The organism is Acuticoccus yangtzensis (assembly GCF_001927245.1).
GTDB classification, from domain to species: domain Bacteria; phylum Pseudomonadota; class Alphaproteobacteria; order Rhizobiales; family Amorphaceae; genus Acuticoccus; species Acuticoccus yangtzensis.
Genome location: NZ_MJUX01000001.1, coordinates 408,340 through 433,257 on the forward strand (window position 1 = coordinate 408,340; position 24,918 = coordinate 433,257).

A 24,918-nucleotide genomic window follows, 5' to 3' on the forward strand; every position below is an offset into this window, starting at 1 on the left:
GCCTACTCTTGTACAATCATGGCGGAGACGTCCGCCTCGGCCACCAGGGTGCCGGACACGATCGCATCGCCATGGAAGCGCCAGATGTTGCCGCGCTGGCGTTCCTTCTTCATGTGATATTCGATCACGTCGCCGGGGCGGACCGGCTTCCTGAACTTCGCCTTGTCGACGGTCATCAGGTAGACGAGGCGCGGCTTCTCACGGCCCTCGGCGTGCATGCACAGCACCCCCGCCGTCTGCGCCATACCCTCGATCATCAAAACGCCCGGCATCACCGGCTCACCCGGAAAGTGACCCATGAACTGCGGTTCATTGTAGGTCACATTTTTGATGCCGATGCCCGAACGGTCGCCGTCGATGTCGATCACGCGGTCGATCATCAGGAACGGATAGCGGTGCGGCAAGAGCGTCAGAATGTCGGTCAGCTCGGCCGTCGCCAGCGTTTTCAGCGTCCCCCCAGGGGTCCCCCCATTGTCCATCACGTCGTCCGCGCTCGTCAAAGAAGTCTCATCCACCATAGAAGGGGCGCTTAGGAATTTGAAGTTGTCGCGGCGCGAATGAGCCGGAGGAACGCCTTGCGCTCCTTGATCCACTGCATCGCATCCATGGCCGGAGAGCCGCCCCAGGTCGCTCCGTCCGGCACGTCCTCGCTCACCGCCGAGTAGCCGGCGATCATCGCCCCGGTGCCGATCGTCACACCGTCGCGCACGCCGACGCCGCCGCCGAGCGTCACGTGGTCGCCCAAGGTCACCGAGCCGGCGATGCCGACGGTGCCCGCGATCACGCAGTGGCAGCCGGTGACGACGTTGTGGGCGATCTGCACCAGGTTGTCGATCTTGGTGCCCTTGCCGATCACCGTGTCGCGCCGCGAGCCGCGGTCCACGCACGAGTTGGCGCCGATCTCCACATCGTCCTGAATGACCACGGCGCCGACCTGCGGCACCTTGCGGTAGGCGTCGGGCGTGCGGGCGAGGCCGAAACCGTCCTGGCCGATGCGGCAGCCGGGGTGAATGATCACCCGGTCGCCGATATGGGCGCACTGAATGGTGGTGTTGGCGCCGATCACCGTGTTGCGGCCGATGGTGCAGCCGGGGCCGATGACGACGTTGGGGCCGATCACCGAGCCACGGCCGATCTCCACGCCGCGGGAGATCACCGCGAAAGCCTCGACGATGACGTTCGCCTCCAGCCCCTCGCTGTCCTCGACGATGGCGCTGGCCGCGATCTCGCCGCCGGAACGGGAGGTCAGCGGGCGCGGGCGCATGGCGGAGGGGTGGAAGAGCCCCGCGGCCAGACCGAAGGCGTTGCCGGCATGCTTGGTGAACAGCGCGACGCAACCTTCCGGCACGATGTCCTTGAAGCGCGGGTCGACGAACACCGCCCCGGCCTTCGTCGTCTCGAGGTCCTTGCGCCGCTTGGCGTCGCGCACGAACGAGATGTGCTCCGGCCCCGCCGTGTCGAGCGGCATGATGTCGGACATGATCCGCTCACGCGCGGCAGGATCGGAAACCTGAGCGCCGACGGCGTCGGCGACGTGGCCGAGCTGCTGCGGTTCTGCGGGCGGGAAAAATCGGTTCATGAGTCTGGTCGCTGATCGGCGGATCGGGGGGTGTTAGACCGCAAGACCCCCAAAGGGCAACTCCGCAGGCATAGGAAAAGCGCCGCCGGGGGGCCGGCGGCGCTCAATCACGTCAACTTATATGTGGATCAGAAGCGGGTGCCGCCGGACAGACGGAAGATCTGCGTCTGATCCGCGTCCTCTTCCAGCACCGGCACCGCGACGTCGGCGCGGATGGGGCCGAAGGGCGATTTCCACGTCAGGCCCACGCCGACCGAGGCGCGCAGCGCGAAGTCGTCCGACAGAACCGTCCCCGAGCCGCCGTTGCGCGCCACGATGTCCGGATCCACGCCCCACAGCGAACCGGCGTCCGCGAAGGCCGCACCGGCGAGACCGATCTCCGGCGGGATGAACGGGATCGGGAAGGAGGCTTCCGCGGTACCCGCCACATAGAACCGGCCGCCGAGAGCGTCGCCGCTGAGGGCGTCACGCGGACCGATACCGGCCGAGGAGAAGCCGCGCACCTTGGTGCCGCCCAGGAAGAACTGGTCCTGGATGCGCAGGTCGTCGTTGAGAGCGGCCATCGCACCGCCTTCGAGGGCGAAGAAGCCGACCACACCCGCCGCCGGAAGGACTTCGCGGTAGGCACGGGCCTTCGCGGTGCCGCGGACGAAGAAGGCGTCGCCGCCGAGACCCGCGAACTCACCCTTGATCTGGCCATAGTAGCCGTCGCGCGGGTTAAACTGGTCGTCCAGCGAGTTGTAGGTCAGCGAGGTGCCGATCAGCGAGGTCAGACGGCTGCCTTCGGAGTCGCAGACCGAGCGCGAGATGTAGCCGGCCGCGCAGTCGCCCGCGTCCACGTCAACCTCGCGGTTGAAGAGGGTGTAGAAGACCTGGGCCGACGTCTCTTCGGTCAGCGGGACACCGAGGCGCAGCGTGCCGCCGGTCTCGTTCATGTTGTAGTCGGAGTCGTCGGTCTCTTCCGAACGGGTGGCGAAGAGGTCGATGCCGCCCGACACGCGGTAGCCGAAGAGGTAAGGCTCGGTGAAGGACAGGTCGATCGACTGATCTTCCAGACCGCCGGAGACGGCGCCCTTCAGATACTGGCCACGGCCCAGGAAGTTGCGCTCTTCGATCGACAGCTCGCCGATGATGCCGCGGTCGGTGGAGTAGCCGAAGCCGACCGAGATCTTACCCGTCGCCTGCTCCTGAACGTAGACCGTGATCACCACCCGGTCCGGCGCCGAACCCGGCGTGGTCGCGATGCGCACGTTCTCGAAGAAGCCCAGCGCGCGCAGACGGCGCTCCGCCCGGTCGATGAGGACGCGGTTATAGGCGTCGCCCTCGGCGATATCGAACTCGCGCCGGATGACGTAGTCGCGGGTGGTCGTGTTGCCCTCGATCTCGATGCGCTCGATGTAGGCCTGGATGCCCTGGTCGACGCGGTAGACGACGTCGATCTTGTTCGTCTCGAAGTTGCGCTCGCCGACCGGGGTCACGTCCGCGAAGGGGTAGCCCTGCCGGTTCGCCGCAAGGGTGAGGTCCTCGATCGACTTCTCGATCTTCTCGGCCGAATAGCGCTTGCCCGGACGGCTCTCGACACGGCGCTCGAGCTGCTCGGGGTCGAGGTCGGACAAGGTGGTGTCGACCCGCACGTCGCCGAATTCGTACTGCGCGCCCTCGTCGAGCGTGAAGGTGATGAAGAACTCGTTGCGCTCGCGGTCATAGTCCGCGACGGCCGACAGAAGGCGGAAATCGGCGAAACCGCGGTTGAAGTAGAAGCGGCGGATCAGCTCCTGGTCGGCCTGCAGACGGTCCGGATCATAGACGTCGGTCGTGCGCAGGAAGCCCAGCAGCCCGCTTTCCTTCGTGCGGATCACGTCGCGCAGACGCGCGTCGGAGAAGGAGCGGTTGCCGACGAAGGTGATGCGGCCGACGTTGGCCTTGGCGCCCTCGTCGATCATGAAGATGAGGTCGACGCGGCCTTCGCCCCGGTCGATGATCTGCGGCTCCACGGAGGCGCGATAGTTGCCGCGCCGGCGATAGGCTTCGAGGATTGTCTGAACGTCCGACTGCACTTGGCTGCGGCTGAAGGTGGAGCGCGACCGGCTCTGCACGATGGCGTCGAGACGCTCGTCGTTCAGGCCGCGGTTGCCCTCGAAGGACACGCGGTTGATCGTGCCGTTCTCCGTCACCGTCACCACCAGGGACGAACCGGACTGGGTGATGGCGACGTTGGCGAAGAGGCCCGTCGCGAAGAGCGCGTCGATGCTCTCGTCGACCTGTGCCGGACCGAAGGCCTGGCCCGGCCGGACGGTGACATAGGCCCGGACGGTTTCGTCCGAGACCCGGCTGTTGCCGTTCACCACAATGCTGGAGACCACAGCGGCGAAGGCCGGAGCAGCAGCAGTGACCAGACCGGCCGTCAATACAAGTGACAGAACGGCGGCGCGAAGGAGGTTTTGCATCATGGTGCCCGGACGAAAGAACATGGACGGGACGGAGCCTCGCGTTTCTCGAGGTCGCCGAACCGCTGACGACCCACGACAGCTATGATCCGCCGGGCCTTACCAAACAAGGCAAAGGGAGGGACGAGGTGCCCCTTTGGGCCGGACCGTTGCGCGGACGCAACGGTCGGCCGGGGTGCGTCAGGGCACCCGAAGGCTGTGTCAGGAGGTGAGGAACAACAGGTCGTTGAAGGTCGCGAAGAACATCAACAGCAGCACCAGGCCGAGGCCGATGCGGAAACCGACGTCCTGCGCGCGCAACGACAACGGCCGCCCCCTCACCGCCTCGATGGCGTAGAAGAGGAGGTGTCCGCCATCCAGCATCGGGATCGGCATCAGATTGATGAGGCCGATGGAGATGGACAGCATCGCCGCCAGGCCGAACAGCGCCATGAAGCCGATGGACGCCATGTCGCCGGAGATCTTTGCGACACGCAGCGGGCCGCCGAACTGCTTGGCGCTCTGCTCACCCGTCAGCACCCCGGCGATCACCTCCACGGTGCGCTTGGTGATGTAAGCGGTTTCCTGCGTCCCCGCGACCAGCGCTCCGACGGGCCCGAAGGTCTCGCGCCTGATGTCCTCCGGGCTGGTGCGGTTCTCGATGCCCAGGAATCCGGCCGTATAGGGCGTGCCGAAATCGTCGGTCAGGTTGCGCTGCTCGGGGGTGGCGTGCAGCACCACCTCCTCCCCGCCCCGCTCGACGGTGAAGGCAAGGTCGCGCCCCGCAGCGCTCGACACGGTGCGCAGAACGTCGACGAAGGCGTTCACCTGGCGCCCGTCGATCGCGACGATGACGTCGCCCGGCTGGAACCCGGCGGCCGCGGCGGGGCTGTCGGGCCGCACGCCGGTCACAGCCGCATCCACCGAAGGACGGCCGACCATCAGGAAGGCGGCGGCGAAGATGAGAATGGCCAGGATGAAGTTGGCCGCCGGGCCGGCGGCGACGATCGCCGCGCGCTGCCACACCGGCTTCAGGTAGAAGCTCGTGCGCCGCTCCTCCTCGCTCATCGCCTCGATGGCGTCGTGATCCGGCACGGAGGCGGCATTGTCGTCACCGGCGAATTTCACGTAGCCGCCCAGCGGGATGGCCGCAATGCGCCAGCGTGTGCCGCGCTTGTCGTTCCAGCCGATCAGCTCCGGCCCGAACCCGAGCGAGAAGGCGTCGATCGCCACATTGCACCAGCGGGCCACGAGGAAGTGACCCATCTCGTGAATGAAAATGATGATCCCCAGAACGAAGAGGAAAGGCGGGATGTAGGCGACAACGTCCCAGATCCAGCTCAGAATTTGCACGTCGAATCCACTCCCGAAGCCAGGGTCAGGCGCCAACCCAGACCATACGAGTCAAAGCTTTGCCAGAGGTCAGGCCGCGCTGCACGTCAAAGTGAGGCCCTCGGCAACATGCCGCGCCTCCGCGTCGATCGCCTCGACATCGTCGAGACTGGTCGCCGGCCCGGCCCGATGCGCCAGCGCCTCCAGACTATCACCGACCACGCGGCTGATGTCCAGGAACCCGATCCTAGAGGCCAGGAAGGCCGCGACGGCGACCTCGTTCGCCGCATTCAGAATATTGGTGGCGTGGCCGCCCGCGCCAAGGGCCTCGCGCGTCAGGCGCAGCGCGGGAAAGCGGGCCTCGTCCGGGGCTTCGAAGGTCAGCGGCCCCGCCGTCACGAGGTCCAGCGGCGAGACCGGCGCCGCGCCGCGCTCAGGATAATAAAGACAATGCGCCACAGGGGTGACCATCGACGGGTTGGACATGTGAGCGAGCACGGACCCGTCCGCATATTCCACCATGCCGTGAACGATGGACTGGGGATGCACAACCACACCGATCCGCTCGATGCCGACCGGGAAGAGGTGGTGCGCCTCGATCACCTCGAGGCCCTTGTTCATCATCGACGCGGAATCGATGGTGATCTTCGCCCCCATCGACCAGTTCGGGTGCTTCAGCGCGTCCTTCGGCGTCGCCCGCGTCATCGCATCGTAGGACCAGGTGCGGAAAGGCCCGCCGGACGCGGTGAGGACGATCCGCCGGATCGCCCCCAGCGCGTCGTTCTCGAACACCTGGAAGATGGCGTTATGCTCGGAATCGACCGGCAGAACCGTCGCCCCCGCGGCCGCCGCGCGCGGCATGACGATCTCACCCGCCGCGACGAGGCATTCCTTGTTGGCAAGGCAGATGGTGCGCCCCGCGTCGACCGCCGCCAATGTCGGGCGCAGCGCCGCGAAGCCGGGGATCGCGACGATGACGCGGTCCGCCTCCATCGCCGCCAGCGCCTCCATGGCGGCGGGGCCGGCGTCCGAGGCGAGGCCGAGCGGGCCGAGGCGCGCCTTCAACGCGCCGCCGGCCGCGGCATCGGCGAGCACCGTCATCTCGGGGCGGAATTTCTCGGCGATCGCGGCAAGGCCCGCCGCATCGCGCCCCGCCGCGACGCCGACGAGATCGAAGCCCCCCGCCTCGATCGCCTGAAGCGCCGACTGGCCGACCGAACCCGTCGCGCCGAGGAGAACGACGCGCGTCACAGCCGCCCCATCATCGAAAGGAACCCGCCCGCCGCGGTGTCCGCCGAGGCGACGGCACCGATCAGCATCGTCACCAGCGAGGCGGCGATCAACCCGTCGACACGGTCCATCACACCGCCGTGGCCGGGGATGAGGCTTCCCGCGTCCTTGATCGCGAAGCGCCGCTTGGCGGCCGACTCCAAAAGGTCGCCGCCGATCGACGCGACCGCCACCAGCGCGGCGGCGAACAGCCCCGCCAGCGACCACGGCGCGTCCAGCAGCGACAGAACGAACGCGCCGCACAGCGCGCCGCAGACGAGCCCGCCGATCGCCCCCGACCAGGTCTTGGACGGCGACACCCTGCGCCACAGCTTCGGCCCGCCCATCTTGCGGCCGACGAAGAAGGCGGCCGTGTCGGTGGTCCAGGCGATCAGGAGCACGAAGACGACGGCACCGAAGCCGTCCGCCCCCTTGCGCAGCTCGATCATCGCGATGATCGCCGCGCCGGCATAGAGCACCCCCGCCCCCACCCACCGAGGCGAAACGGGATGCCGCCCCATGGCCGCCACCGCCGCCACCAGCACCGCCCCCGCTGCGAGCGCGCCCACCGCCGCGGGGAGCGACAACGTCACCGCGACGATGGTGAGGGCGCACTGGACGAGGTAGGCGCCCCACAGGACGGCGCGCCGGTCGTGGCCGCCCACCATCCTCAGCCACTCGTCCTGCACCAGGAGCGCGGTTAGGAGGACGATGCCGGCAAAGGCGATCTCGCCCAGCCACAAGGCACCGATCACGAGCGGGATCAGCACCGCCGCCGACAGAAGCCTCAGCTTCATCTCGCGCTGGAACAGGAACCGCGCACGCAGCTTGCGCACACGGGCGCGGATGCCTGCGGGGGGAACATCAGGCCGGGGCCGTTCGCCACGGCGGGCCCAGAAGGGGCGACGGCCGGAACCCAACCCATCGCTGCGCCTGGCGATCATTTGTTCTTCACCATCATCGCTCGGCCGCCGTCATCGTCCGGCGACCTCGTGTTGCGGCGGCCGCTCCGGCCCTTCAGCCCCCCCGGCGCCGCGATCGCCCAGCCGAGACGATCATCACCTGACCTTGGCCACGGACCGGCAATCGTCAAGGCTTGGCGATCGTCACGGGCACGGCGCCGAAGCGGCGCTGGCGCGTCGCGTAGTCGGCGAGCGCCTCGTCCAGGTGTGCCGCTCCGAAATCAGGCCACAGCGTCGCCGGAAAGGCATACTCGGCATAGGCCGACTGCCAGAGGAGAAAGTTGGAGATCCGCTGTTCGCCGCTGGTGCGGATGACGAGATCGGGATCGGGCAAGGCGGCCGTGTCGAGGTAGGCGGCGAGGGTGTCCTCGTTCACCGCCTCGGGGGCGATCTGTCCGGCGGCGACGGCGAAGGCGAGCTTGCGCGCCGCGCGGGCCAACTCGTCCCGCCCGCCATAGTTGAACGCCAGGACCAGACGCAGCCCGTCGTTCAGGCGGGTGCGCGCCTCGGCCTCTTCGATCAGGCCGACGATGTCCTTGTCGATATCGTCTCGCCCGCCGATCACCTGGATCTGCACGTTGTTGGCGATCAGATCCTCGAGGTCCGAGCGGATGAAGCGCCGCAGCAGCGACATCAGCTCGTTCACTTCCGCCTTGGGCCGGTTCCAATTCTCGCGGCTGAAGGCGAACAGGGTCAAAACCTCGATGCGCCGCTCGCCGGCATGGCGAACGACACGGCGCACGGCTTCGATCCCCTTGCGGTGACCCAGCGTCCGCGGCAAACCGCGCCGGTTCGCCCAGCGCCCGTTGCCGTCCATGATGATGGCCACGTGGCGCGGCAGACCGCCAGGGGCCGAAGGTTCTTCGGGGACGGGGACCGCCGCGTTCGCCAAGGGATCAGATCTCACGCGAGGTGTGCCCTTAAATCTGAGAAATCTCGGCTTCTTTCTGCGCGACGGTCGAGTCGATCTCGGCGATCTTCTCGTCGGTCAATTTCTGCACGCGGTCCGAGGTCTGACGCTGCTCGTCTTCCGACAGGTCGGACTTCTTGACCATTTCCATACCGTCACGGCGGACATGGCGCACGGCCACGCGCGCCTGCTCGGCATATTTGTGCGCGACCTTGATGAGGTCCTTGCGGCGCTCGGCGTTCAGCTCGGGGATGGGAATGCGCATCAGCGTGCCTTCCACCACCGGGTTGAGGCCCAGCGAGGATTCGCGGATCGCCTTCTCCACGGCCTGCGCCATCGAGCGGTCCCACACCTGCACGGTGATCATGCGCGGCTCGGGCACGGAGACGGTAGCGACCTGGTTCAGCGGCATGTGCGAGCCATAGGCGGCGACCTGAACGGGCTCCAGCATGGAGGCGCTCGCCCGGCCGGTCCGCAGACCGCCAAGTTCGGTTTTCAGGACCCCGATCGCGCCGTCCATTCTCCGCTTCAGATCGTCAAGGTCCACGCTCATCTCAATTCCCCTCGCCCGCTCGATCGCAGGTTTCGCATCACAGACCGCCGGACGGCGGCGCAGTCCGGCGCTTTCCTAGCAAGACGGCCCCGCGCAAACAACGCTGGGGCCGTCCCGTTCCTCAATCGGCGACGATGGTGCTCGTTCCTTCGCCGCGCACCACCTTCGGCAGCGCGCCATGATCCTGGATCGAAAACACCACGATCGGCAGTCCATTGTCACGCGCCAGTGCGATCGCCGCGGCGTCCATCACGCCGAGATTTTTCGCCAGCGCCTCCTGGTGGCCGACACGCTCATAGCGTGTGGCCGAGGGGTCGCGGTTGGGGTCGGCGGTGTAGACACCGTCGACCTGCGTACCCTTCAGGAGAACGTCGCACCCCATTTCCACCGCCCGCAGCACCGCCGCGGTGTCGGTGGTGAAGAAGGGATGGCCCGTCCCCGCCGCGAACAGCACCACGCGGCCCTCGGCCATGTGCTGGATCGCCCCGCGGTGGGTGAAGCGGTCGCAGATCACCGGCACGTCGATCGCCGAGAGAACCACCGCCTCGGTGCCGAGCGCGCGAAGCTGGGCGGCGACGGCGACGGCGTTCATCACCGTCGCCAACATGCCCATCTGGTCGCCCGCCACGCGGTCCACCGCCGTCAACGCCAGGTTGGCGCCGCGCAGGAAGTTGCCGCCGCCGATGACCAGGCCCACTTCGCGGCCCTGGTTCACCACTTCGACGATCTCGGCGCAGATGCGCTGCAAGGTCGGCTGCGAGATGCCGTGGGCGCCGTCGCCCATCAGCGCCTCGCCCGACACCTTGAGCAGAACCCGCTTCCATTCGGACGGCGGCTTCTGCGGCGACAGCGCCACGTCGCCGGCGCGGCGGTCCGTTCTGAGCGGCTCGTCAGGACCCGCCACGTTTAGCGGCCCGCAGCAGCGGCAACCTCGGCGGCGAAGTCGGACTCTTCCTTCTCGATGCCCTCGCCGAGCACGAAGCGCACGAAGCCGGTGACGGCGATCGGCGCACCGACCTCGCCTTCAGCCTCTTTCACCGCCTGCTCGACCGTCAGGTCCGGGTTCACGACGAAGGACTGCTTCAGGAGCACCACTTCCTCGTAGAACTTGCGCATACGGCCTTCCACCATCTTCTCGATGATGTTTTCCGGCTTGCCGGAGGCGCGGGCCTGGTCCGAATAGACCGCCTTCTCACGCTCGGCCGCCTCGGCCGGAACTTCGTCCGGGGTCAGCGCCAGCGGGCCGACGGCGGCGATGTGCATGGCGATCTTGCGGCCGAGCTCGTCCAGCTTCTCGACGTCGCCGGAGGACTTCATGCCGACCAGAATGCCGATCTTGCCGAGATTGGGCGCGACCGCATTGTGGATGTAGGTCGACACGACGCCTTCCGGCACCTCGAGCATGGCCGTGCGGCGCAGGTTGAGGTTCTCGCCGATGGTGGCGACGGACTCGGTCACCTCGTCGCCGACGGTGCGGCCGGTGCCGGGGAAGGGACGGGCCTTCAGCGCGTCGATGTCGCCGCCGGCCTCGGTCGCCTCTGCGGCGATCGCCTTCACCAGCGTCTGGAAGACCTCGTTGCGGCCGACGAAGTCGGTCTCGGAGTTGACCTCGACGAGGGCGGCCTTGGTGCCCTCGCTGGAGGCGCCGATCAGCCCCTCGGCCGCCACGCGGTCCGCCTTCTTGGCAGCCTTGGACAGACCCTTCTTGCGCAGCCAGTCGACGGCGGCTTCCATGTCGCCGCCGGTCTCGTTCAGCGCCGTCTTGCAGTCCATCATGCCGACGCCGGTTTTCTCGCGGAGCGCCTTTACCATCTGCGCCGTGATCGTCATTCTATTCTGTCCTGAATGCTCGGGAGTGGTGCTTCGAATCCGCACCCTCATCTGCGATCGAGCGGCCGCTGTCGACCCCTCAACCCAATTTTTCGGAATTGTGGGACACGGTGGCCCTGCTTCGACACGACCGGCCCCGCGCTTGGGCGTTACCTAGTCATGATCGGGGCAAAGGGGAAGCCCATGACGCCCGCGAATGCGCAGCGTCCACGGCGTCTCGCCGCCCTCTTCCCCCGACCATTCTCGAATGGCGAACCCTTTGCGGGCGTTAAACCTGAAACACCTGCACGTCATTTTCGCTGGAGCGCTGGACGACGCGGTTGAGAACGCCGGTCGCCAGCGAATAGACGACGCCGTGCAGCAAGAGGCCCTGACCGCGCGCCCAGGCGTTGCGCACGATCGTCGTGTGAGCGACGTTGCGCACCTGCTCGACCACGTTCAACTCGCACAGACGGTCGAAGCGCTTGTCGCCCGTCAGCCCCTCCAGCTCCTCGGAGTGCAGCCGCTTCACCAGGCGGATGTGGTTCAGCCAGTTGTCGATCAGCCCGTGATCTTTGTCGGATTCCGACGCACGGATACCGCCGCACCCATAATGGCCGCAGACGATGACATGCTTCACCCGCAACACCTCGACCGCATATTGCAGCACCGAGAGGAAGTTGAGGTCCGACGGCGACACCACGTTGGCGATGTTGCGGTGAACGAACACCTCGCCCGGCGGCAGGTCCATCAGCTGGTTGGCCGGAACGCGGCTGTCCGAACAGCCGATCCAGAACCAGTCCGGCGTCTGCTGCAGCGACAGACGCTTGAAGAACTCCGGATCTTCATCCGTGACGCGGTCGGCCCACGCCTGGTTGCGCTCGCAAAGCTTGTCGATGTCGTTCATGTGCGGAAACTCGTAAGGGTGGGGATTGGATAATGGTCGCCTCGCCGCAGCGCAACACGGGGCGTCGCCGGGCACCTATTCGCCGCGCTCACGGGTGCGCACACCGCCGCGTCAGGCCGCATCGGCGAGCCCGCGGCCGCGCAGCAGCGCCTCCACCCCCGGCATCCGCCCGCGGAACCGCGTGTAGAGCGTGTCCGCCTCCACCGTGCCGCCGACGGAGAGGATGTTGGCCTCCAGCCGCGCCGCCACATCCGAGTCGAACGGGTCGCCCGCCTCGGTGAAAGCGTCGAAGGCGTCGGCGTCCATCACCTCGGACCACATGTAGCTGTAGTAGCCGGCCGAATAGCCGTCGCCGGAGAAGACGTGGGCGAAATGGGGCGTCGCGTGGCGCATGCGGATGGCGTGCGGCAGGCCGATCGCGTCCAGTACCTCGGCCTGGCGCTGCATCGGGTCGGCCGGGGCCGGACCGTCGTGGAATTCCAGGTCCACCAGCGCGCTGGCGAGGTACTCCACCGTCTGAAAGCCCATGTCGAAGATCCGCGCGCCGAGAAGCCGGTCGCGCATCTCGTCCGGCATCGGCTCGCCGGTCTCGGCATGGCGCGCGAACTCGGTCAGCACGTCCGGCACCTCGAGCCAATGCTCGTAAAGCTGGCTCGGCAGCTCCACGAAATCGCGCGCCACCGAGGTGCCGGAAACGGACTCGTAGGTCACGTCCGACAGCATCCCATGCAGCGCGTGGCCGAACTCGTGGAACAAGGTTCGCGCATCGTCGTAGCTCAGCAGCGCCTTCTCGCCCGCAGGCGGCTTGGCGAAATTGCACACGTTGAGGACGATGGGCCGCTGCTCGCCCCCCAGGGTGCGCTGCCCGCGCAGCCCCGTGCACCACGCGCCGGACCGCTTGCCGCCGCGGTTGAAGTAGTCGCCCGCGAACAGCGCCATGTGCCGCCCGCCGCGCGTCACCTCCCACACCTTCACGTCCGGGTGCCACACCGGCACGTCGACCGGGGTGAAGGTGAGGCCGAAGAGCCGCCCCGCGCAGGCGAATGCGGCGTCGATCATGTTGTCCAGCGACAGGAAGGGTTTCAGCGCCGCCTCGTCCAGATCATGCTCGGCCTGGCGGCGCTTCTCGGCATAATAGCGCCAGTCCCACGGCTCCAGCCGGCCCTGGTGACCGTCGGCGTGCAGCATCGTCTCCAAAACGGCGGCATCGGCCTCCGCGGCCGCCCGCGCCGGCGCCCAAACGCGCATCAGGAGATCACGCACCGCCTCCGGCGTCTTCGCCATCTGCGTTTCGAGCTTGTAGGCGGCGAAATTGTCGTAACCCAACAGCGCCGCCCGCTCGGCCCGCAGCGCCAGCGTCTCGGCGGCTATGGCGCGGTTGTCCGTCGCCCCGCCATTGGCCCCGCGCGCACCCCACGCCTCGAACGCGCGGCGGCGCAGGTCACGGTCGGGGCTGAACTGCAGGAACGGAACGATCAACGAGCGCGACAGGGTGACGACCGGACCGCCCGCCCCCTTCTCCTCGCCCGCCGCCCGCGCCGCAGCCTGGACGAAGCCCGGCAGCGGCGCCAGGTCCGCCTCCGACAGAGGCATCGACCAGCCGCGCTCGTCGGCCAAAAGGTTCTGCGTGAACTCCGTCCCCAGAACCGCCAGCCGCTCCTTCACGGCGGCGAGCCGCTCGGCCGCCTCCCCCGTCAGCTCGGCGCCGGAGCGCACGAAATTGCGCCGCGTCAGCTCCAGCACCCGCGCCTGCTCGTCCGTCAGGCCGAGATCCTCGCGGCGCTGCCACAGATCGTCGATCCGCTGGAACAGCGCCCGGTTGCGCGTCACCTCCGACGAATAGGCGGCGAGCTTGGGCGAGAAGGCGCGCTGCATCGCCTCCCGCTCGGGATTGGAATCGGTGGAGGCGAGGGTGAAGAAGGGCGCCAGCACCCGGCCGAGCCCGTCGTCCGCCAGTTCCAGCGCCTCGATCGTGTTGGCGAAGGTCGGCGCCTCGTCGTTCTGCGCAATCGCCGCGACGGCCGCCCGCGCCTCGTCCAGCGCCGCCTCGAAGGCGGGGGCGATGTCGGCATCGCTGATCCGGTCGAAGGGCGGCATCCCGAACGGCGTGTCGGGGGCGGCGAGAAGCGGGTTCGTCATGGCTCACGTCCTGTCGGCAACTCACCGACAGCTAATCACCCCAGGCCGGAAAGACCAGTGACCCCGCGTCTGCTTGCCGCCGGGCTGATCTTAACCCGCCGCGCAATGCCTTGAGCGCGCTCGCGCCGCCTCAGCCGCGCCTATTCCGCGGCCGCCTCGAACGTGATCGGCTTGCGCGCCCTCAACTGCTGGATGATGTCGGACGGCGTCAGCGGAAGGTGGTGGACGAAGCCCGGAATGCCGATCGCATCGTCGATCGCCGCGGCCACCGCGGGGGCCATGCCGGTCAGCCCGCCATCGGCCGCACCCTTCACGCCCAGCACGTTGGCCGGGCTCGGCGAATCCTCCACCAGCATCACGTGCACCGTGGGCGCCTCGCGCGCCGTCGGCAGCGCGAAATCGGCGAAATTCACCCGCAGCGGATCGCCCGATTCGGTGACCCCCAGGGTGGTCGACAGCGCGCTCGCCATTCCCTGCACCACGCCGCCGACGATCTGCGCCTCGACCAGCCCCGGATTGATCGCATTGCCGACATCGTAGCCGACATAAACTTCCGGCACGCGGATGAAGCCTGTGTCCTTGTCGATCTCCGTCACAGCGACGACGAGGCCATAGGGCGCCGTCATCATCGACGTGGTGACGAAGCCCTCAGCCTCCAGCCCGGCGCCGCGCGGACCCGTCCGCATGGTGCGCCCCGGCTCCATCGCCGCGGCGAGATCGCCGAGGTCCAAGATGGTGCCGAAGTGCCGGTCCGCCTGCTTGATGCGCCCGGCCTGGATCGTCAGCTTCTCCGCCGGGATCGACAGCATCGCCGCCGCCGCGGACAGGATCTTCTCGCGCAGCGTCTCCGCCGCGTGCTGCGCCGCCGTCCCCACCATCACCGAGGAGCGGGCGAGCTGGCTTCCGGCCGCGAACGGAATGCGCACCGTCTCGCCGGTGGTCACGCGCACCGAGGCATAGTCCACGCCGACGATATCGGCGACGATCTGCGCCAGAAGCGTGACGAGGCCCTGCCCCTCCTCCACCGCTCCGGTGATCACCTCCACCGTGCCGCGCCGATCCACCGTCAGCTTGACGTGCTCGTAACCCGCGGGCGCCGACGCATCGACGACGAAGGCCGCGCCGACGCCGACGAGCTCGCCCTGGGCGCGGCGGTGCTGCGCCCGGCGGCGGATGACGTCGAGCGAAAAGCGCCGCGTGGTCTGGTCCACCAGGCTCTGATAGCGCCCCGAATCCAGCGTCACACGGCAGCCGAGCGCCTCGGTGCCGCGCTCGAAAGGCATCGCCCCCGGCTCGATCAGGTTGCGCCGGCGCACCTCCATCGGGTCGATGCCCGTGCGGTGCGCGATCTCGTCCATCAGCCGCTCGCGGATATAGGCGGCCTCCGCCCGCCCCGCGCCGCGGAAGGTGCCCGCCGGGGTCTTGTTGGTCAGCCGCAGGTGGGCCTCGGCGCGCAAAGCGTCCATCCGGTAAGGGCCGGGCAGCATGGCGGCGACGAGGTCGGCCACCATCGTCCCCTCGGCGCGCACATAGGCGCCCTGGTCGATCACCACGTCCACGTCCAGCGCCAGCAGCCGGGCGGAGGAATCGATCGCGGCGCGCGCCGTCGCGCGAATGTCGCGCGCCTGACCCGCGGCGATCATGTGCTCGCGCCGGTCCTCCACCCACTTCACCGGGCGCTCCAGCAGGCGCGCCCCATAACAGGCGAGGATGTCCTCGGACGCGAGCTCGCCCTTGGCGCCGAATCCGCCGCCCACATGCGGCGTGCGCCACACCACCGCGCTGCGCGGCAGGTCCAGCATCGCCGCCAGCGCGTCGCGGTTCCAATGCGCCGCACGCCCCGGACCCCACACCGAAAGCACACCGCGCGCATCGTCCCAGTCGGCGACGATGCCGCGCGTCTCCATCGGCATCGCCGCATCACGCGCCCAGGTGACATGCACCTCGACGATCCGGTCCGCCTCGTGGAACGCCGCGTTGAGATCGCCGAAACTCTTGGTGACGCTCGCCGCCGCGTTGCCGCGCAGAGGATCGGCCGGGTTCGCCTCCACCGCACGCGGCACCGTCTGCGCCTCGAGCGGGGCGAGCTCCAGACCGACCAGCTCGGCCGCGTCCTCCGCCGCCGCCGCACTCTCAGCGAACACCGCCGCCACCGGCTCGCCGACATAGCGCACCATGGTGGAGGCGAGCACGGGTTGCAAAAAGCGGTCGAGCGCCGGGGCCGGCGCCAGACGCACGCCGAGCGGGCGAAGGTGCGAAACCTCCTCCGCGGTCAGGATCGCGACGACGCCGGGGACGTGATAGGCCTCCGACATATCCACGTTGATGAGCTTCGCGCAGGCGACGTTCGAGCGCACGACACGCATGTGAAGCTGGCGCGGAATGTCGATGTCGGCGACGAAGCGGCCGCGCCCTTCCAGGTGAACGCTGTCGTCGAGACGGGGCAGAGCGCGGCCGACATGCTTCATTGCGCCGCCACCTTCAGGCTCGCCTGCGCCTCTTGCATCGCCCGCACGATCGGCTGGTAGCCGGTGCAGCGGCACAGGTTCATTTCAGCCACCTCGGCGATTTCCGCCGCGCTCATGTCCGGCTTGCGCGTCAGTGCCCCCGCCGCCAGCATCAGGAAGCCCGAGGTGCAGAAACCGCACTGCACCGCGAAATGCTCGCGCATCGCCGCCTTCAGCGCCTCCAGCGTCTTCCACTCGCGCACACCTTCGATGGTGGTCACCTCGCGCCCGTGCGCCTGCACCGCGAACTGCAGGCAGGCGCGCACCGGCTCGCCATCGACGAGCACCGTGCAGGCGCCGCAAATGCCCTCCTCGCAGCCCGTGCGGGTGCCGGTGAGGCCGCACTCCTCGCGCAGCGCATCGGCCAACGTGGTGCGCGGCTCAACGACGAGGTCACGGGCCTCGCCGTTCACCTCCATCGACATTTGCATCTTCGTGCTCATGGCCTCTCCCTCATGGCCGTTCGGCAGAATCGAGAGGACGGCGAAGCGAGCGTTCCAGCGCCCGCGCCACCGCAGTGCGCGTCAAGGCGCGGCGCCACACCGGGTCGGCGAACTCGTCGTCCATCGGCTGCACCAGATCGGCCACCGCCTCCGACACCTCGCGGAACAGCCGCTTGGACGGCGGACGATGGTTCAGCAGCGCCTCCGCCTCGGGAATGCGCCGCGGCACCGCCTCCACCGCGCCGATGCCGAGACGCACGTCGCTCATCTCGTCCTCGTCCTCGTCGTAGACGACCAGTGCCATGGCGAGGGCGAAGCTGCCGGCGCGGGGCGTCACCTCGTAGAACCCGTGCCGCGCATAGGCCGGCAGCAGCGGGATCTGCACCTCCACCAGCATCTCGTCATCAGCGAGCGCCGTGGTCTGGATCGTCTCGAAGAAGTCCGCCGCCTCGATGGCGCGGCCGCCGCGCCCGGCCGAGCGGGCGACCATCTCCGCCCCCAGGACCACACTCGCGAGGCACCACTCCGATGCGGGCTCGGCCTGGGCGATTGCGCCGCAGAAGGTGCCGCGCAGCCGCACCGGCAGCGTCGAGACGTGGTGCGACAGGTCCGCCATCAGAAGGCCCAGCGGCCCGTCGACCGCACCGCCCGCGAAGTCGATGTGGCGCATCAGCGGCGGAATCCTGAGCCGCCCGCCGGAGATGGTGGGACGCTCGGCCTGGCCGATGCGGTTGATGTCGATGATGTGGGCCGGGCGTGCGTGACGCGCCGTCATCGCCGGAACGAGGCTTTGCCCGCCGGCCAGAATGCGCGACTCCACACCATGCCTAGCGAGAATCTTCAGCGCCTCGTCGATCGTCTGTGGCGCGTGATAATCGAATGCCGCCGCCCGCACAGAGTCCCCTTTTCGCGCCCCTGGTGACGGCACAGGCTCCTGCCCGCGCCGCGGTCTGCGACGGACTCTGCCCACCCCGGCCGCACGCCCGCAAGCGCACCGGGCCTCCACGGGCGCCGGACGATATGGTTATCAAAGCCTTTCTGTCATGCGCGGCGGCCGGCCGGGTGGATCAGCCCAGCGATTTGAGGTCCGCCACTGGAACCGGCAGCCCGGCCAAGTCACTCGAATGTCTGGATGAGCCGATCCATGAGACAGCGCACCCGGAGGTTCGATCCGCTCGGATCGCGGACCTAGAGGCGATGACCGCTCCGGCTGCGCTTGGTGGCGAGATAATGCGCATTCTCCGGCGTCACTGTGCCGATGATCGGCACCGGCTCCACGCTGATTCCCTGCGCCTCCAGCCCCGCCGCCTTGGTCGGGTTGTTGGTCATCAGCCTGATCGCACCGAGGCCGAGCTGCGACAGCACGTTCCCCGCCGCCGCATAGTCGCGCTCGTCGTCGTGGAAGCCGAGGGCGATGTTCGCATCCACCGTGTCGAGCCCCTTGTCCTGCAGCGCATAGGCCCTCAGCTTGTTGGCAAGGCCGATGCCGCGGCCCTCCTGCGCCGTATAGAGCAGCACCCCGCCGTCGGACGCGATGCGGCTCAGCGCCAGCCTGAGCTGCGCCCCGCAGTCGCACTTCAGCGAGCCGAGAATGTCGCCGGTCACGCACGCCGAGTGGACCCGCACCAAGGCCCCGCGGTCGATATCGCCGACCGCAACCGCCGTCACCGTGCCGCCGATGGCGTTGCGGAAGGCGGTCACCTTCGCCGTCGCGCCCGCCGCCAGCGGCACCTGCGCGCTCGCGATCGGCCTCTGCGTCGCCGCCAGGGCGTGGCGGAAGGCGAGAACGTCCCCCGCATGGCAGGCGAGCGTTCCGGGCGCGGCCTTGGCGGCGTCGCCCAGCGTCATCGCCGGGACCCGCTCGGCCATCTTGGCGAGCTCCGTCGCCGCGCTCGCCAACGAGCCGCCGCGCTGCTGCCGGCCGACCGGCGCCGCATCGGCCATCGCCAGCGCCTCCAGCACGGCGCGGTCCGCCTCCGCCTCCACCACCGCCGGCGCACTGTCGAGGCCGAGATAGGCCGCCCGCGCCGCCGTGATCGCAAGCCGCCCTGAGACGACCGGACCACCGTCGATGGGCGACGCCAGCACCGCCTGCACCCCGTCCCGGATCACCACCGGCCGCCCCGCCGCAATCTCGCCGATCGCCCTATGAACGGCGATGAAACCGGGGTCGGTCGGGATCAGACGGGGGGTCATGTCAATCATCGGACGGGCGTTCTCATGGTCGAGGGCGTGCCAATCATCTGGCCCGCTTCGCCGGAGGGTGCAAGCACCGCCCCCGCGCAAGAGCACCGCTGCAGCCTCAGGCAGGCTCCTGCTCATCAACGATCAGGGGGACTGCCTCATCACGGGAACCACCATCACGCTGCATCCCGCGGCCGCGCCGCGAAGGCCGTGACGCGCGAGCGCCTCACGGGATGGTGAGTCGTGGTCGTTTCAGTCCCATGACAATCGAGGGCGGGTGACGTAGGGATCGCTGAAATGCGAGGAGAGTTTCACTTGGATAGTCGCACCGGCCCGCTTCAGGGCCTCCTGGTCCTCGACATGAGCCGCATTCTGGCTGGACCCTCCGCCACCCAGCTCCTCGGCGACCTCGGCGCCGAGGTCATCAAGATCGAGCGCGCAGGCGTCGGCGACGACACCCGCAAGTGGGGGCCTCCCTTCGTCACCGGACCGGACGGCGAAACCACCACCGAGAGCGCCTACTACCTCGCCGCCAACCGCAACAAACGCTCCCTCGCCCTCGACCTCGCGGCACCCGAGGGGCAGGCGATCATCCACCGCATCGCCGCCCGCGCCGACTTCGCCATCGAAAACTTCAAGGTCGGCGACGCGGCGCGCTACGGCGTCGACTATGCCGCCCTGTCGGCGATCAATCCGGCCATCATCTTCGCGTCGATCACCGGCTACGGCCAGACCGGGCCGCTCGCCCACCTCGCCGGTTACGACGTGCTCGCCCAAGCCCGCGGCGGCATCATGAGCGTCACCGGCGAGCCGGACTCCGCAGGCGGCTCGCCGATGAAGGTCGGCGTCGGCATCGCCGACATCATGACCGGCATGTACACCGCCGTCGCCATGCTGGCGGCGCTGGAAAGCCGCCGCGCCACCGGCAAGGGCCAGGCGATCGACACCTCGCTGTTCGACTGTCAGCTCGCCTGGCTCGCCAACCTCGGCACCTCGCATCTTTTGACCGGCGCCACCCCCGGCCGGCTCGGCAACGGCCACCCGACCATCGTCCCCTACAACGCCTATCAGGCCGCGGACGGGCCGTTCATGTTCGCCGTCGGCAACGACCGGCAGTTCGCCCGCCTCTGCGCGCTGGGCGGCGAGCCCGAGCTGGCGCACGACCCGCGCTTCACCACCAACGCCGCGCGCGTCGCCAACCGCGAGGCGTGCGACGCCGCCGTCGCCCGCCTCGCCCTGCGCAAGACCAAGGCCGAATGGGCCGCGGCGCTCGACCCCGCGGGCGTTCCGGCCGGGCCGATCAACACCGTCGCCGAAGCTTTCGCCGAGCCGCAGGCCATCGCCCGCGGCGCCCGCGTGTCGCAGCCCTACGCGCATTCCGAATCGGGCACCGTGGAGACCATCGGCAACCCGATCAAATATTCGGACACCGAGGTGACCTACCGCCGCCCGCCCCCGGTGCGCGGCGAACACACCGGCGAAATCCTCGCCGAATTCGGCTACTCGGCCGCCGAGATCGACGACCTCGCCGCGCGCGGGATCGTCGAGCGCGCGGCCGCCACGGCGCACGAGGCGGCCTGAGCCATGCAGAACGCCGACATCATCGCCAGGAAACTCGCCGCCCTCGGCTGCGCCCACGCCTTCGGCATCCCCGGCGGCGAAACGCTCGCCATCATGGACGCGCTCGACCGCGCCGGCATCGCCTTCACCCTGACCAAACACGAGAACGTCGCCGGCTTCATGGCGGAAGGCACGTGGCATGCGACCGGCGCGCCGGGCATCCTCGTCGCCACCATCGGCCCCGGCGTCGCCAACGCGGTCAACGTCATCGCCAACGCGCACCAGGACAGGGTGCCGCTGATCGTCCTCACCGGCTGCGTCACCGCGCACGAGGCCGACACCTACACGCACCAGGTTTTCGACCACCGCGCACTTCTCGCCCCCGTCGTGAAGGGCACCTTCACCGCGGCGCCCGAAAGCCTCGCCCGCGTGGTCGACAAGGCGATCACCCTCGCCCTGACCGGCCAGCCCGGCCCGGTCCACATCGACGTTCCGGTCGCCGTCGCCGAGGCCGAGGCACCGGGCGACATCGCCTCGCCCCCCGGCATCGGCTCGCGCTTCCAGCCGGTCGAGGGGCCGGAGATGGTGCGGGCGCGCAAGTGGATCGCCGAGGCCGAGCGGCCGATCGCCATCGCCGGGGTGGATGCGCTGAACGACGACGCGGCCGCCGAAGTGGCCGCCTTCGTGAAGGCCATCGGCGCCCCGCTGATCACCACCTACAAGGGCAAGGGGCTGATCGACGAGTCGGCGCCCCAGGCGCTCGGCGGTGCGGGCCTCTCCCCCAAGGCCGACGCGCTCCTGATGCCGCTGCTGCAGCAGTCCGACTGCATCGTCCTCATCGGCTACGACCCGATCGAGATGCGCGCACCGTGGCGCGAGCCGTGGGGCGACGATGCGCGGGTGATCGACCTCACCCCGGTGGTGCGCCAGCACGGCATGTACGGTGTCGGGGCAACGCTCTACGGTTCGGTGAAGGCGACGCTCGCCCTCTTGATGGCCGCCACCCCGACGCATCCGACCTGGCCGGGGGGCGAGCCGCGCGCCGTCCGCGAGGCGCTCGCCGCGGCCTTCGCCCCGGAGGAGAGCGGATGGGGCCCTGCCGCCGCCTTCCACGCGATGCGCGCGGCGATGCCGGCGAACACCGTCGCGACCGTTGATTCCGGCGCGCACCGGATCCTGTTCAGCCAGGTCTGGCGCTGCGGCGCGCCGCGCACGCTGCTGCAATCCTCGGCGCTGTGCACCATGGGCTGCGCCGTTCCACTGGCGGCAGGGCACAGTATGGCGGCGCCGGAGACGCCGGTCCTCGCCGTCGTCGGCGATGCGGGGCTCGAGATGACGCTGGGCGACCTCGCCACCATCCGTGACGCGAAGCTCTCCGTCCCGATTCTGGTGCTGGTGGACGAGAGTCTGGCGCTGATCGAGATGAAGCAGCGGGCGGGGCAGCGCCCCAATCTCGGCGTCGACTTCGCCGGCACCGACTTTCCGGCACTCGCCGCCGCCATGGGCGGTCACGGCGTGTGGGTCGACGATACCGAAACGCTCTCGCGCGAGGCAGAGGCCGCTCTGGGACGCGGCACCTTCACGCTGCTGTGCGCCCGGATCGGCCGCCGCGCCTATGACGGGCGCATCTGAAGCGGCAATCGCACCGACGAAGCGCGGCGGGGTCCGCCGCGCCGCCGCACGCCCCGCCTGCAAAGGCGCATCGGCCCGGCCGGTGAAGGCCCGCCGCTACACCCGCCGCAGCGTGAGATATCGCGGCGTGCGGCCTTCGCGGTAGGCCTTCGCCTCGTAGCGCGTCCCCGGCCAGCCCTCCCAGGGCGCCGCGTCGTCCGCCTCCAGCAGGAACGCCGCGTGGTTGGCCACGTGGGCGCGCGTCCACTCCACATAATGCGCGATGTCGGATGCGAAACGCACCACACCGCCCGGCACGGTCACCCGCGCGAGGCGGTCCAGACCGTCCTCGGAGATGAACCGCCGCTTCCAGTGGCGCTGCTTGTGCCAGGGGTCGGGATAGAGCACATCGGTGCGCTCCAGCGCGGCATCCGGCAGCCAGTCCAGCACCCGCCGGGCATCGCCCATATAAAGCCGCACATTGTCGAGCCCCTCCGCCTCGACGGCGGCGGCGGTGCGCATCATCCCCGTCTCGAACGGCTCCACGCCGATGAGCCCCGCCCCCGGCGCGGTGCGCGCATGGTGGAGCAGATGCTCACCGCCGCCGAACCCGACCTCCAGCCGCAAGGGCCGCCCGCCGAACAGCGTCGCCGGATCCGCCGGTGCCTCGAGGTCCAGCGCCAGCCGGTCATAGGCCGGGCTCACCTTGTGGCGATGCACCCGGCGGCGGCCGTAGAGCCCGTCCACCGGCGTCTTCTGCGCCCGCCCCAGCAGCGGCTTCTCGAAATGGATGCGCTCGAACGCCGACATGCCGCTGCGCCGCGCCTCGCGGAACCCCAGCGAAACGTAGAACTCGCGGTTCCGGGGGACGCGGGCGGTGGTGTAGAGCGTCAGCATCGCCGCCCCGGCGCGCCGCGCCTCGCGCTCCATCCGGCGCATCAGCGCACGGCCGACGCCGCAGCCGGCCGCGTCCGGCGCCACCGCGACGACCTCGATGTCGATCGCAGCGTCCGGCCCCGTCTGCGGCTCCTCGGCCGCGTGGGCGACCAGCACACCGCATTGCCGCCCGTCCATCTCCGCCACCAGCACGGTGCGGTGGGCGATGGCATCGGCGACATCCAACGACAACGGCTCCGGCGGACGCCCGATGATCGCCTCACGCCCCTCGAAGGCGGCGGCGATGATCGCCTTCAACACCGGCGCATCATCGGCCGCGGCGGGGCGGATGAGAATGTCGGGCGCACGCGCGGCGGCACCCTTGTCGACCCGCGCGCCACCACGCGCCGGGCCGCCGCGGGCCGCCGATGCGGGAACGCCCGCGGACTCCTCCGCGGGCGCAAATGGGGTGCCCGCGGCCTTCACCGCGGGCTCGTCTGTCATCCGGCTCACGTCGGACCCAGCGTCAGGCGTTGCTCTTGAGAGCCTCGACAAGATCGGTCTTTTCCCAGGAGAAGCCGCCATCGGCCTCCGGCTCACGGCCGAAGTGGCCATAGGCGGCGGAACGCTCGTAGATCGGGCGGTTGAGCTGCAGGGCTGTGCGGATGCCGCGCGGCGACAGGTCCATCGACTTCGCGATCGCCTGCTCGATCCCCTCGTCCGTCATGCCGTTCTTCAGGGTGCCGTGCGTGTCGACGTAGATCGACAGAGGCTGCGACACGCCGATGGCATAGGCGAGCTGGATCGTGCACTTCTCGGCCATGTCCGCGGCGACGACGTTCTTGGCGAGATAGCGCGCGGCGTAGGCGGCCGAACGGTCCACCTTCGTCGGATCCTTGCCGGAGAAGGCGCCGCCGCCGTGCGGGGCCGCACCGCCATAGGTGTCGACGATGATCTTGCGCCCCGTCAGGCCGCAGTCGCCGTCCGGCCCGCCGATGACGAACTTGCCCGTCGGGTTGACGTACCAGACCGTCTCGTCGGACAGCCACTCGGCCGGCATCACCTGGCGGATGTAGGGCTCCACCAGCGCCCGCACGTCCTCGGACGTCATCGACTCGTCCATGTGCTGCGTCGACAGCACGATGGAGGTGCACGCGACCGGCTGGCCGTTCTGGTAACGCAGGGTCACCTGGCTCTTGGCGTCGGGGCCGAGCTGGGCCGCTTCACCGCTGTGGCGCACCTTGGCGAGCAGCTTCAGGATCTCGTGCGAATAGTGGATCGGCGCCGGCATCAGGACAGGCGTCTCGTTGCAGGCATAACCGAACATGATGCCCTGGTCGCCCGCGCCTTCGTCCTTGTTGCCCGCCGCGTCGACGCCCTGGGCGATGTGCGCGGACTGGGCGTGCAGGTGAACCGCGACGTCCGCGGTCTCCCAGTGGAAACCATCCTGCTCGTAGCCGATGGCCTTGATCGCCTTGCGGGCGACCTCTTCGATCTTCGCCGGGGTGATCGAGTCGGGGCCGCGGGTTTCGCCGGCGATCACGACACGGTTGGTGGTCGCCAGGGTTTCGCAGGCGACGCGCGCCTCGGGCATCTCGCCGAGGAAGAGGTCGACGACCGCATCGGAAATGCGATCACACACCTTGTCGGGGTGCCCTTCAGAGACGGACTCACTGGAGAACAGGTAGGATTGCCGCGCCAATGTCAAAACTTTCCGGGTTTTGGGCTCCGCCGCCCTGGGGAAGGGATGGTTCATGCCGAACAAGGCACAACCGCGCCAATTCCGCGAAAGGGGTCCTCGCGGACGGCGCTCTCATCAACCAGATCCCCTATCCGGCGTCAACATTGTGA

General features: G+C 69.0%; 20 protein-coding genes. 2 read left to right on the plus strand and 18 right to left on the minus strand.

Features of this window, described 5'->3' with window-relative positions; translation table 11 throughout:
* Positions 1-2: 2 nt before the first annotated feature.
* The 16 genes from fabZ to BIX52_RS01880 form a co-directional block, all read right to left on the minus strand.
* The gene (fabZ, locus tag BIX52_RS01805) at positions 3-479 is read right to left on the minus strand and encodes a 3-hydroxyacyl-ACP dehydratase FabZ (protein WP_075220092.1); all 477 of its coding nucleotides are present in this window, start codon (positions 477-479) and stop codon (positions 3-5) included.
* 50 nt (positions 480-529) lie between these two features.
* A complete protein-coding gene (gene lpxD, locus BIX52_RS01810) occupies positions 530-1,579 on the minus strand; it encodes a UDP-3-O-(3-hydroxymyristoyl)glucosamine N-acyltransferase (RefSeq protein ID WP_075219292.1) in 1,050 nt (349 codons plus the stop codon).
* 128 nt (positions 1,580-1,707) lie between these two features.
* Entirely contained in the window at positions 1,708-4,050 is a 2,343-nt protein-coding gene (gene bamA, locus BIX52_RS01815) for an outer membrane protein assembly factor BamA (RefSeq protein ID WP_245803084.1), read from the minus strand.
* Between the two features lie 177 nt (positions 4,051-4,227).
* The gene (rseP, locus tag BIX52_RS01820; RefSeq protein WP_075219293.1) at positions 4,228-5,358 is read right to left on the minus strand and encodes an RIP metalloprotease RseP; all 1,131 of its coding nucleotides are present in this window, start codon (positions 5,356-5,358) and stop codon (positions 4,228-4,230) included.
* Positions 5,359-5,427: 69 nt separating this feature from the next.
* Complete coding sequence (gene dxr, locus BIX52_RS01825; protein WP_075219294.1) at positions 5,428-6,588, minus strand: 1-deoxy-D-xylulose-5-phosphate reductoisomerase; 1,161 nt, start codon at positions 6,586-6,588, stop codon at positions 5,428-5,430.
* Entirely contained in the window at positions 6,585-7,442 is an 858-nt protein-coding gene (locus BIX52_RS01830; protein WP_157956183.1) for a phosphatidate cytidylyltransferase, read from the minus strand. The genes dxr and BIX52_RS01830 overlap by 4 nt, the downstream gene beginning before the upstream one ends.
* A 253-nt stretch (positions 7,443-7,695) precedes the next feature.
* The gene (locus BIX52_RS01835) at positions 7,696-8,475 is read right to left on the minus strand and encodes an isoprenyl transferase (protein ID WP_425426660.1); all 780 of its coding nucleotides are present in this window, start codon (positions 8,473-8,475) and stop codon (positions 7,696-7,698) included.
* 13 nt (positions 8,476-8,488) lie between these two features.
* A complete protein-coding gene (gene frr, locus BIX52_RS01840; protein WP_075219296.1) occupies positions 8,489-9,031 on the minus strand; it encodes a ribosome recycling factor in 543 nt (180 codons plus the stop codon).
* A 121-nt stretch (positions 9,032-9,152) separates the two neighbouring features.
* The gene (gene pyrH, locus BIX52_RS01845) at positions 9,153-9,881 is read right to left on the minus strand and encodes a UMP kinase (RefSeq protein ID WP_075220095.1); all 729 of its coding nucleotides are present in this window, start codon (positions 9,879-9,881) and stop codon (positions 9,153-9,155) included.
* A gap of 56 nt (positions 9,882-9,937) precedes the next feature.
* Positions 9,938-10,861 (minus strand): translation elongation factor Ts, encoded by a 924-nt coding sequence (gene tsf, locus BIX52_RS01850; protein ID WP_075219297.1) that lies wholly within the window; start codon positions 10,859-10,861, stop codon positions 9,938-9,940.
* 268 nt (positions 10,862-11,129) lie between these two features.
* Positions 11,130-11,747 (minus strand): carbonate dehydratase, encoded by a 618-nt coding sequence (gene can, locus BIX52_RS01855; RefSeq protein ID WP_075219298.1) that lies wholly within the window; start codon positions 11,745-11,747, stop codon positions 11,130-11,132.
* A gap of 111 nt (positions 11,748-11,858) precedes the next feature.
* A complete protein-coding gene (locus tag BIX52_RS01860; RefSeq protein WP_075219299.1) occupies positions 11,859-13,886 on the minus strand; it encodes a M3 family metallopeptidase in 2,028 nt (675 codons plus the stop codon).
* Between the two features lie 140 nt (positions 13,887-14,026).
* Positions 14,027-16,354, minus strand: coding sequence for a xanthine dehydrogenase family protein molybdopterin-binding subunit (locus BIX52_RS01865; RefSeq protein WP_075219300.1), 2,328 nt, complete (start codon positions 16,352-16,354; stop codon positions 14,027-14,029).
* Entirely contained in the window at positions 16,351-16,836 is a 486-nt protein-coding gene (locus tag BIX52_RS01870; RefSeq protein WP_075219301.1) for a (2Fe-2S)-binding protein, read from the minus strand. The genes BIX52_RS01865 and BIX52_RS01870 overlap by 4 nt, the downstream gene beginning before the upstream one ends.
* 10 nt (positions 16,837-16,846) lie before the next feature.
* Positions 16,847-17,731 (minus strand): FAD binding domain-containing protein, encoded by an 885-nt coding sequence (locus tag BIX52_RS01875; protein WP_075219302.1) that lies wholly within the window; start codon positions 17,729-17,731, stop codon positions 16,847-16,849.
* Positions 17,732-18,024: 293 nt separating this feature from the next.
* A complete protein-coding gene (locus BIX52_RS01880; RefSeq protein WP_083660052.1) occupies positions 18,025-19,032 on the minus strand; it encodes a GTP cyclohydrolase II in 1,008 nt (335 codons plus the stop codon).
* 303 nt (positions 19,033-19,335) lie between these two features.
* Here BIX52_RS01880 and BIX52_RS01885 point away from each other — a divergent pair, with 303 nt between their 5' ends.
* Positions 19,336-20,601 (plus strand): CaiB/BaiF CoA transferase family protein, encoded by a 1,266-nt coding sequence (locus tag BIX52_RS01885; protein ID WP_245803085.1) that lies wholly within the window; start codon positions 19,336-19,338, stop codon positions 20,599-20,601.
* Between the two features lie 3 nt (positions 20,602-20,604).
* A complete protein-coding gene (locus tag BIX52_RS01890; protein WP_075219305.1) occupies positions 20,605-22,212 on the plus strand; it encodes a thiamine pyrophosphate-binding protein in 1,608 nt (535 codons plus the stop codon).
* 96 nt (positions 22,213-22,308) lie between these two features.
* On the opposite strand, the gene BIX52_RS22365 is transcribed toward BIX52_RS01890, so the two are convergent.
* Positions 22,309-23,571, minus strand: a complete 1,263-nt coding sequence (locus tag BIX52_RS22365; protein ID WP_170126386.1) for a GNAT family N-acetyltransferase — start codon at positions 23,569-23,571, stop codon at positions 22,309-22,311.
* A gap of 22 nt (positions 23,572-23,593) precedes the next feature.
* Positions 23,594-24,769, minus strand: a complete 1,176-nt coding sequence (metK, locus tag BIX52_RS01905) for a methionine adenosyltransferase (protein WP_075219306.1) — start codon at positions 24,767-24,769, stop codon at positions 23,594-23,596.
* Between the last annotated feature and the right edge of the window lie 149 nt (positions 24,770-24,918).

Bases quoted from the DNA above. Each gene is read 5' to 3' on its own strand.
- fabZ (WP_075220092.1), bottom strand. From the start codon at position 479: ATGGACAATGGGGGGACCCCTGGGGGGACGCTGAAAACGCTGGCGACG.
- lpxD (WP_075219292.1), bottom strand. From the start codon at position 1,579: ATGAACCGATTTTTCCCGCCCGCAGAACCGCAGCAGCTCGGCCACGTC.
- bamA (WP_245803084.1), bottom strand. From the start codon at position 4,050: ATGTTCTTTCGTCCGGGCACCATGATGCAAAACCTCCTTCGCGCCGCC.
- frr (WP_075219296.1), bottom strand. From the start codon at position 9,031: ATGAGCGTGGACCTTGACGATCTGAAGCGGAGAATGGACGGCGCGATC.
- tsf (WP_075219297.1), bottom strand. From the start codon at position 10,861: ATGACGATCACGGCGCAGATGGTAAAGGCGCTCCGCGAGAAAACCGGC.
- can (WP_075219298.1), bottom strand. From the start codon at position 11,747: ATGAACGACATCGACAAGCTTTGCGAGCGCAACCAGGCGTGGGCCGAC.
- BIX52_RS01860 (WP_075219299.1), bottom strand. From the start codon at position 13,886: ATGACGAACCCGCTTCTCGCCGCCCCCGACACGCCGTTCGGGATGCCG.
- BIX52_RS01865 (WP_075219300.1), bottom strand. From the start codon at position 16,354: ATGAAGCATGTCGGCCGCGCTCTGCCCCGTCTCGACGACAGCGTTCAC.
- BIX52_RS01870 (WP_075219301.1), bottom strand. From the start codon at position 16,836: ATGAGCACGAAGATGCAAATGTCGATGGAGGTGAACGGCGAGGCCCGT.
- BIX52_RS01880 (WP_083660052.1), bottom strand. From the start codon at position 19,032: ATGACCCCCCGTCTGATCCCGACCGACCCCGGTTTCATCGCCGTTCAT.
- BIX52_RS01890 (WP_075219305.1), top strand. From the start codon at position 20,605: ATGCAGAACGCCGACATCATCGCCAGGAAACTCGCCGCCCTCGGCTGC.
- BIX52_RS22365 (WP_170126386.1), bottom strand. From the start codon at position 23,571: ATGACAGACGAGCCCGCGGTGAAGGCCGCGGGCACCCCATTTGCGCCC.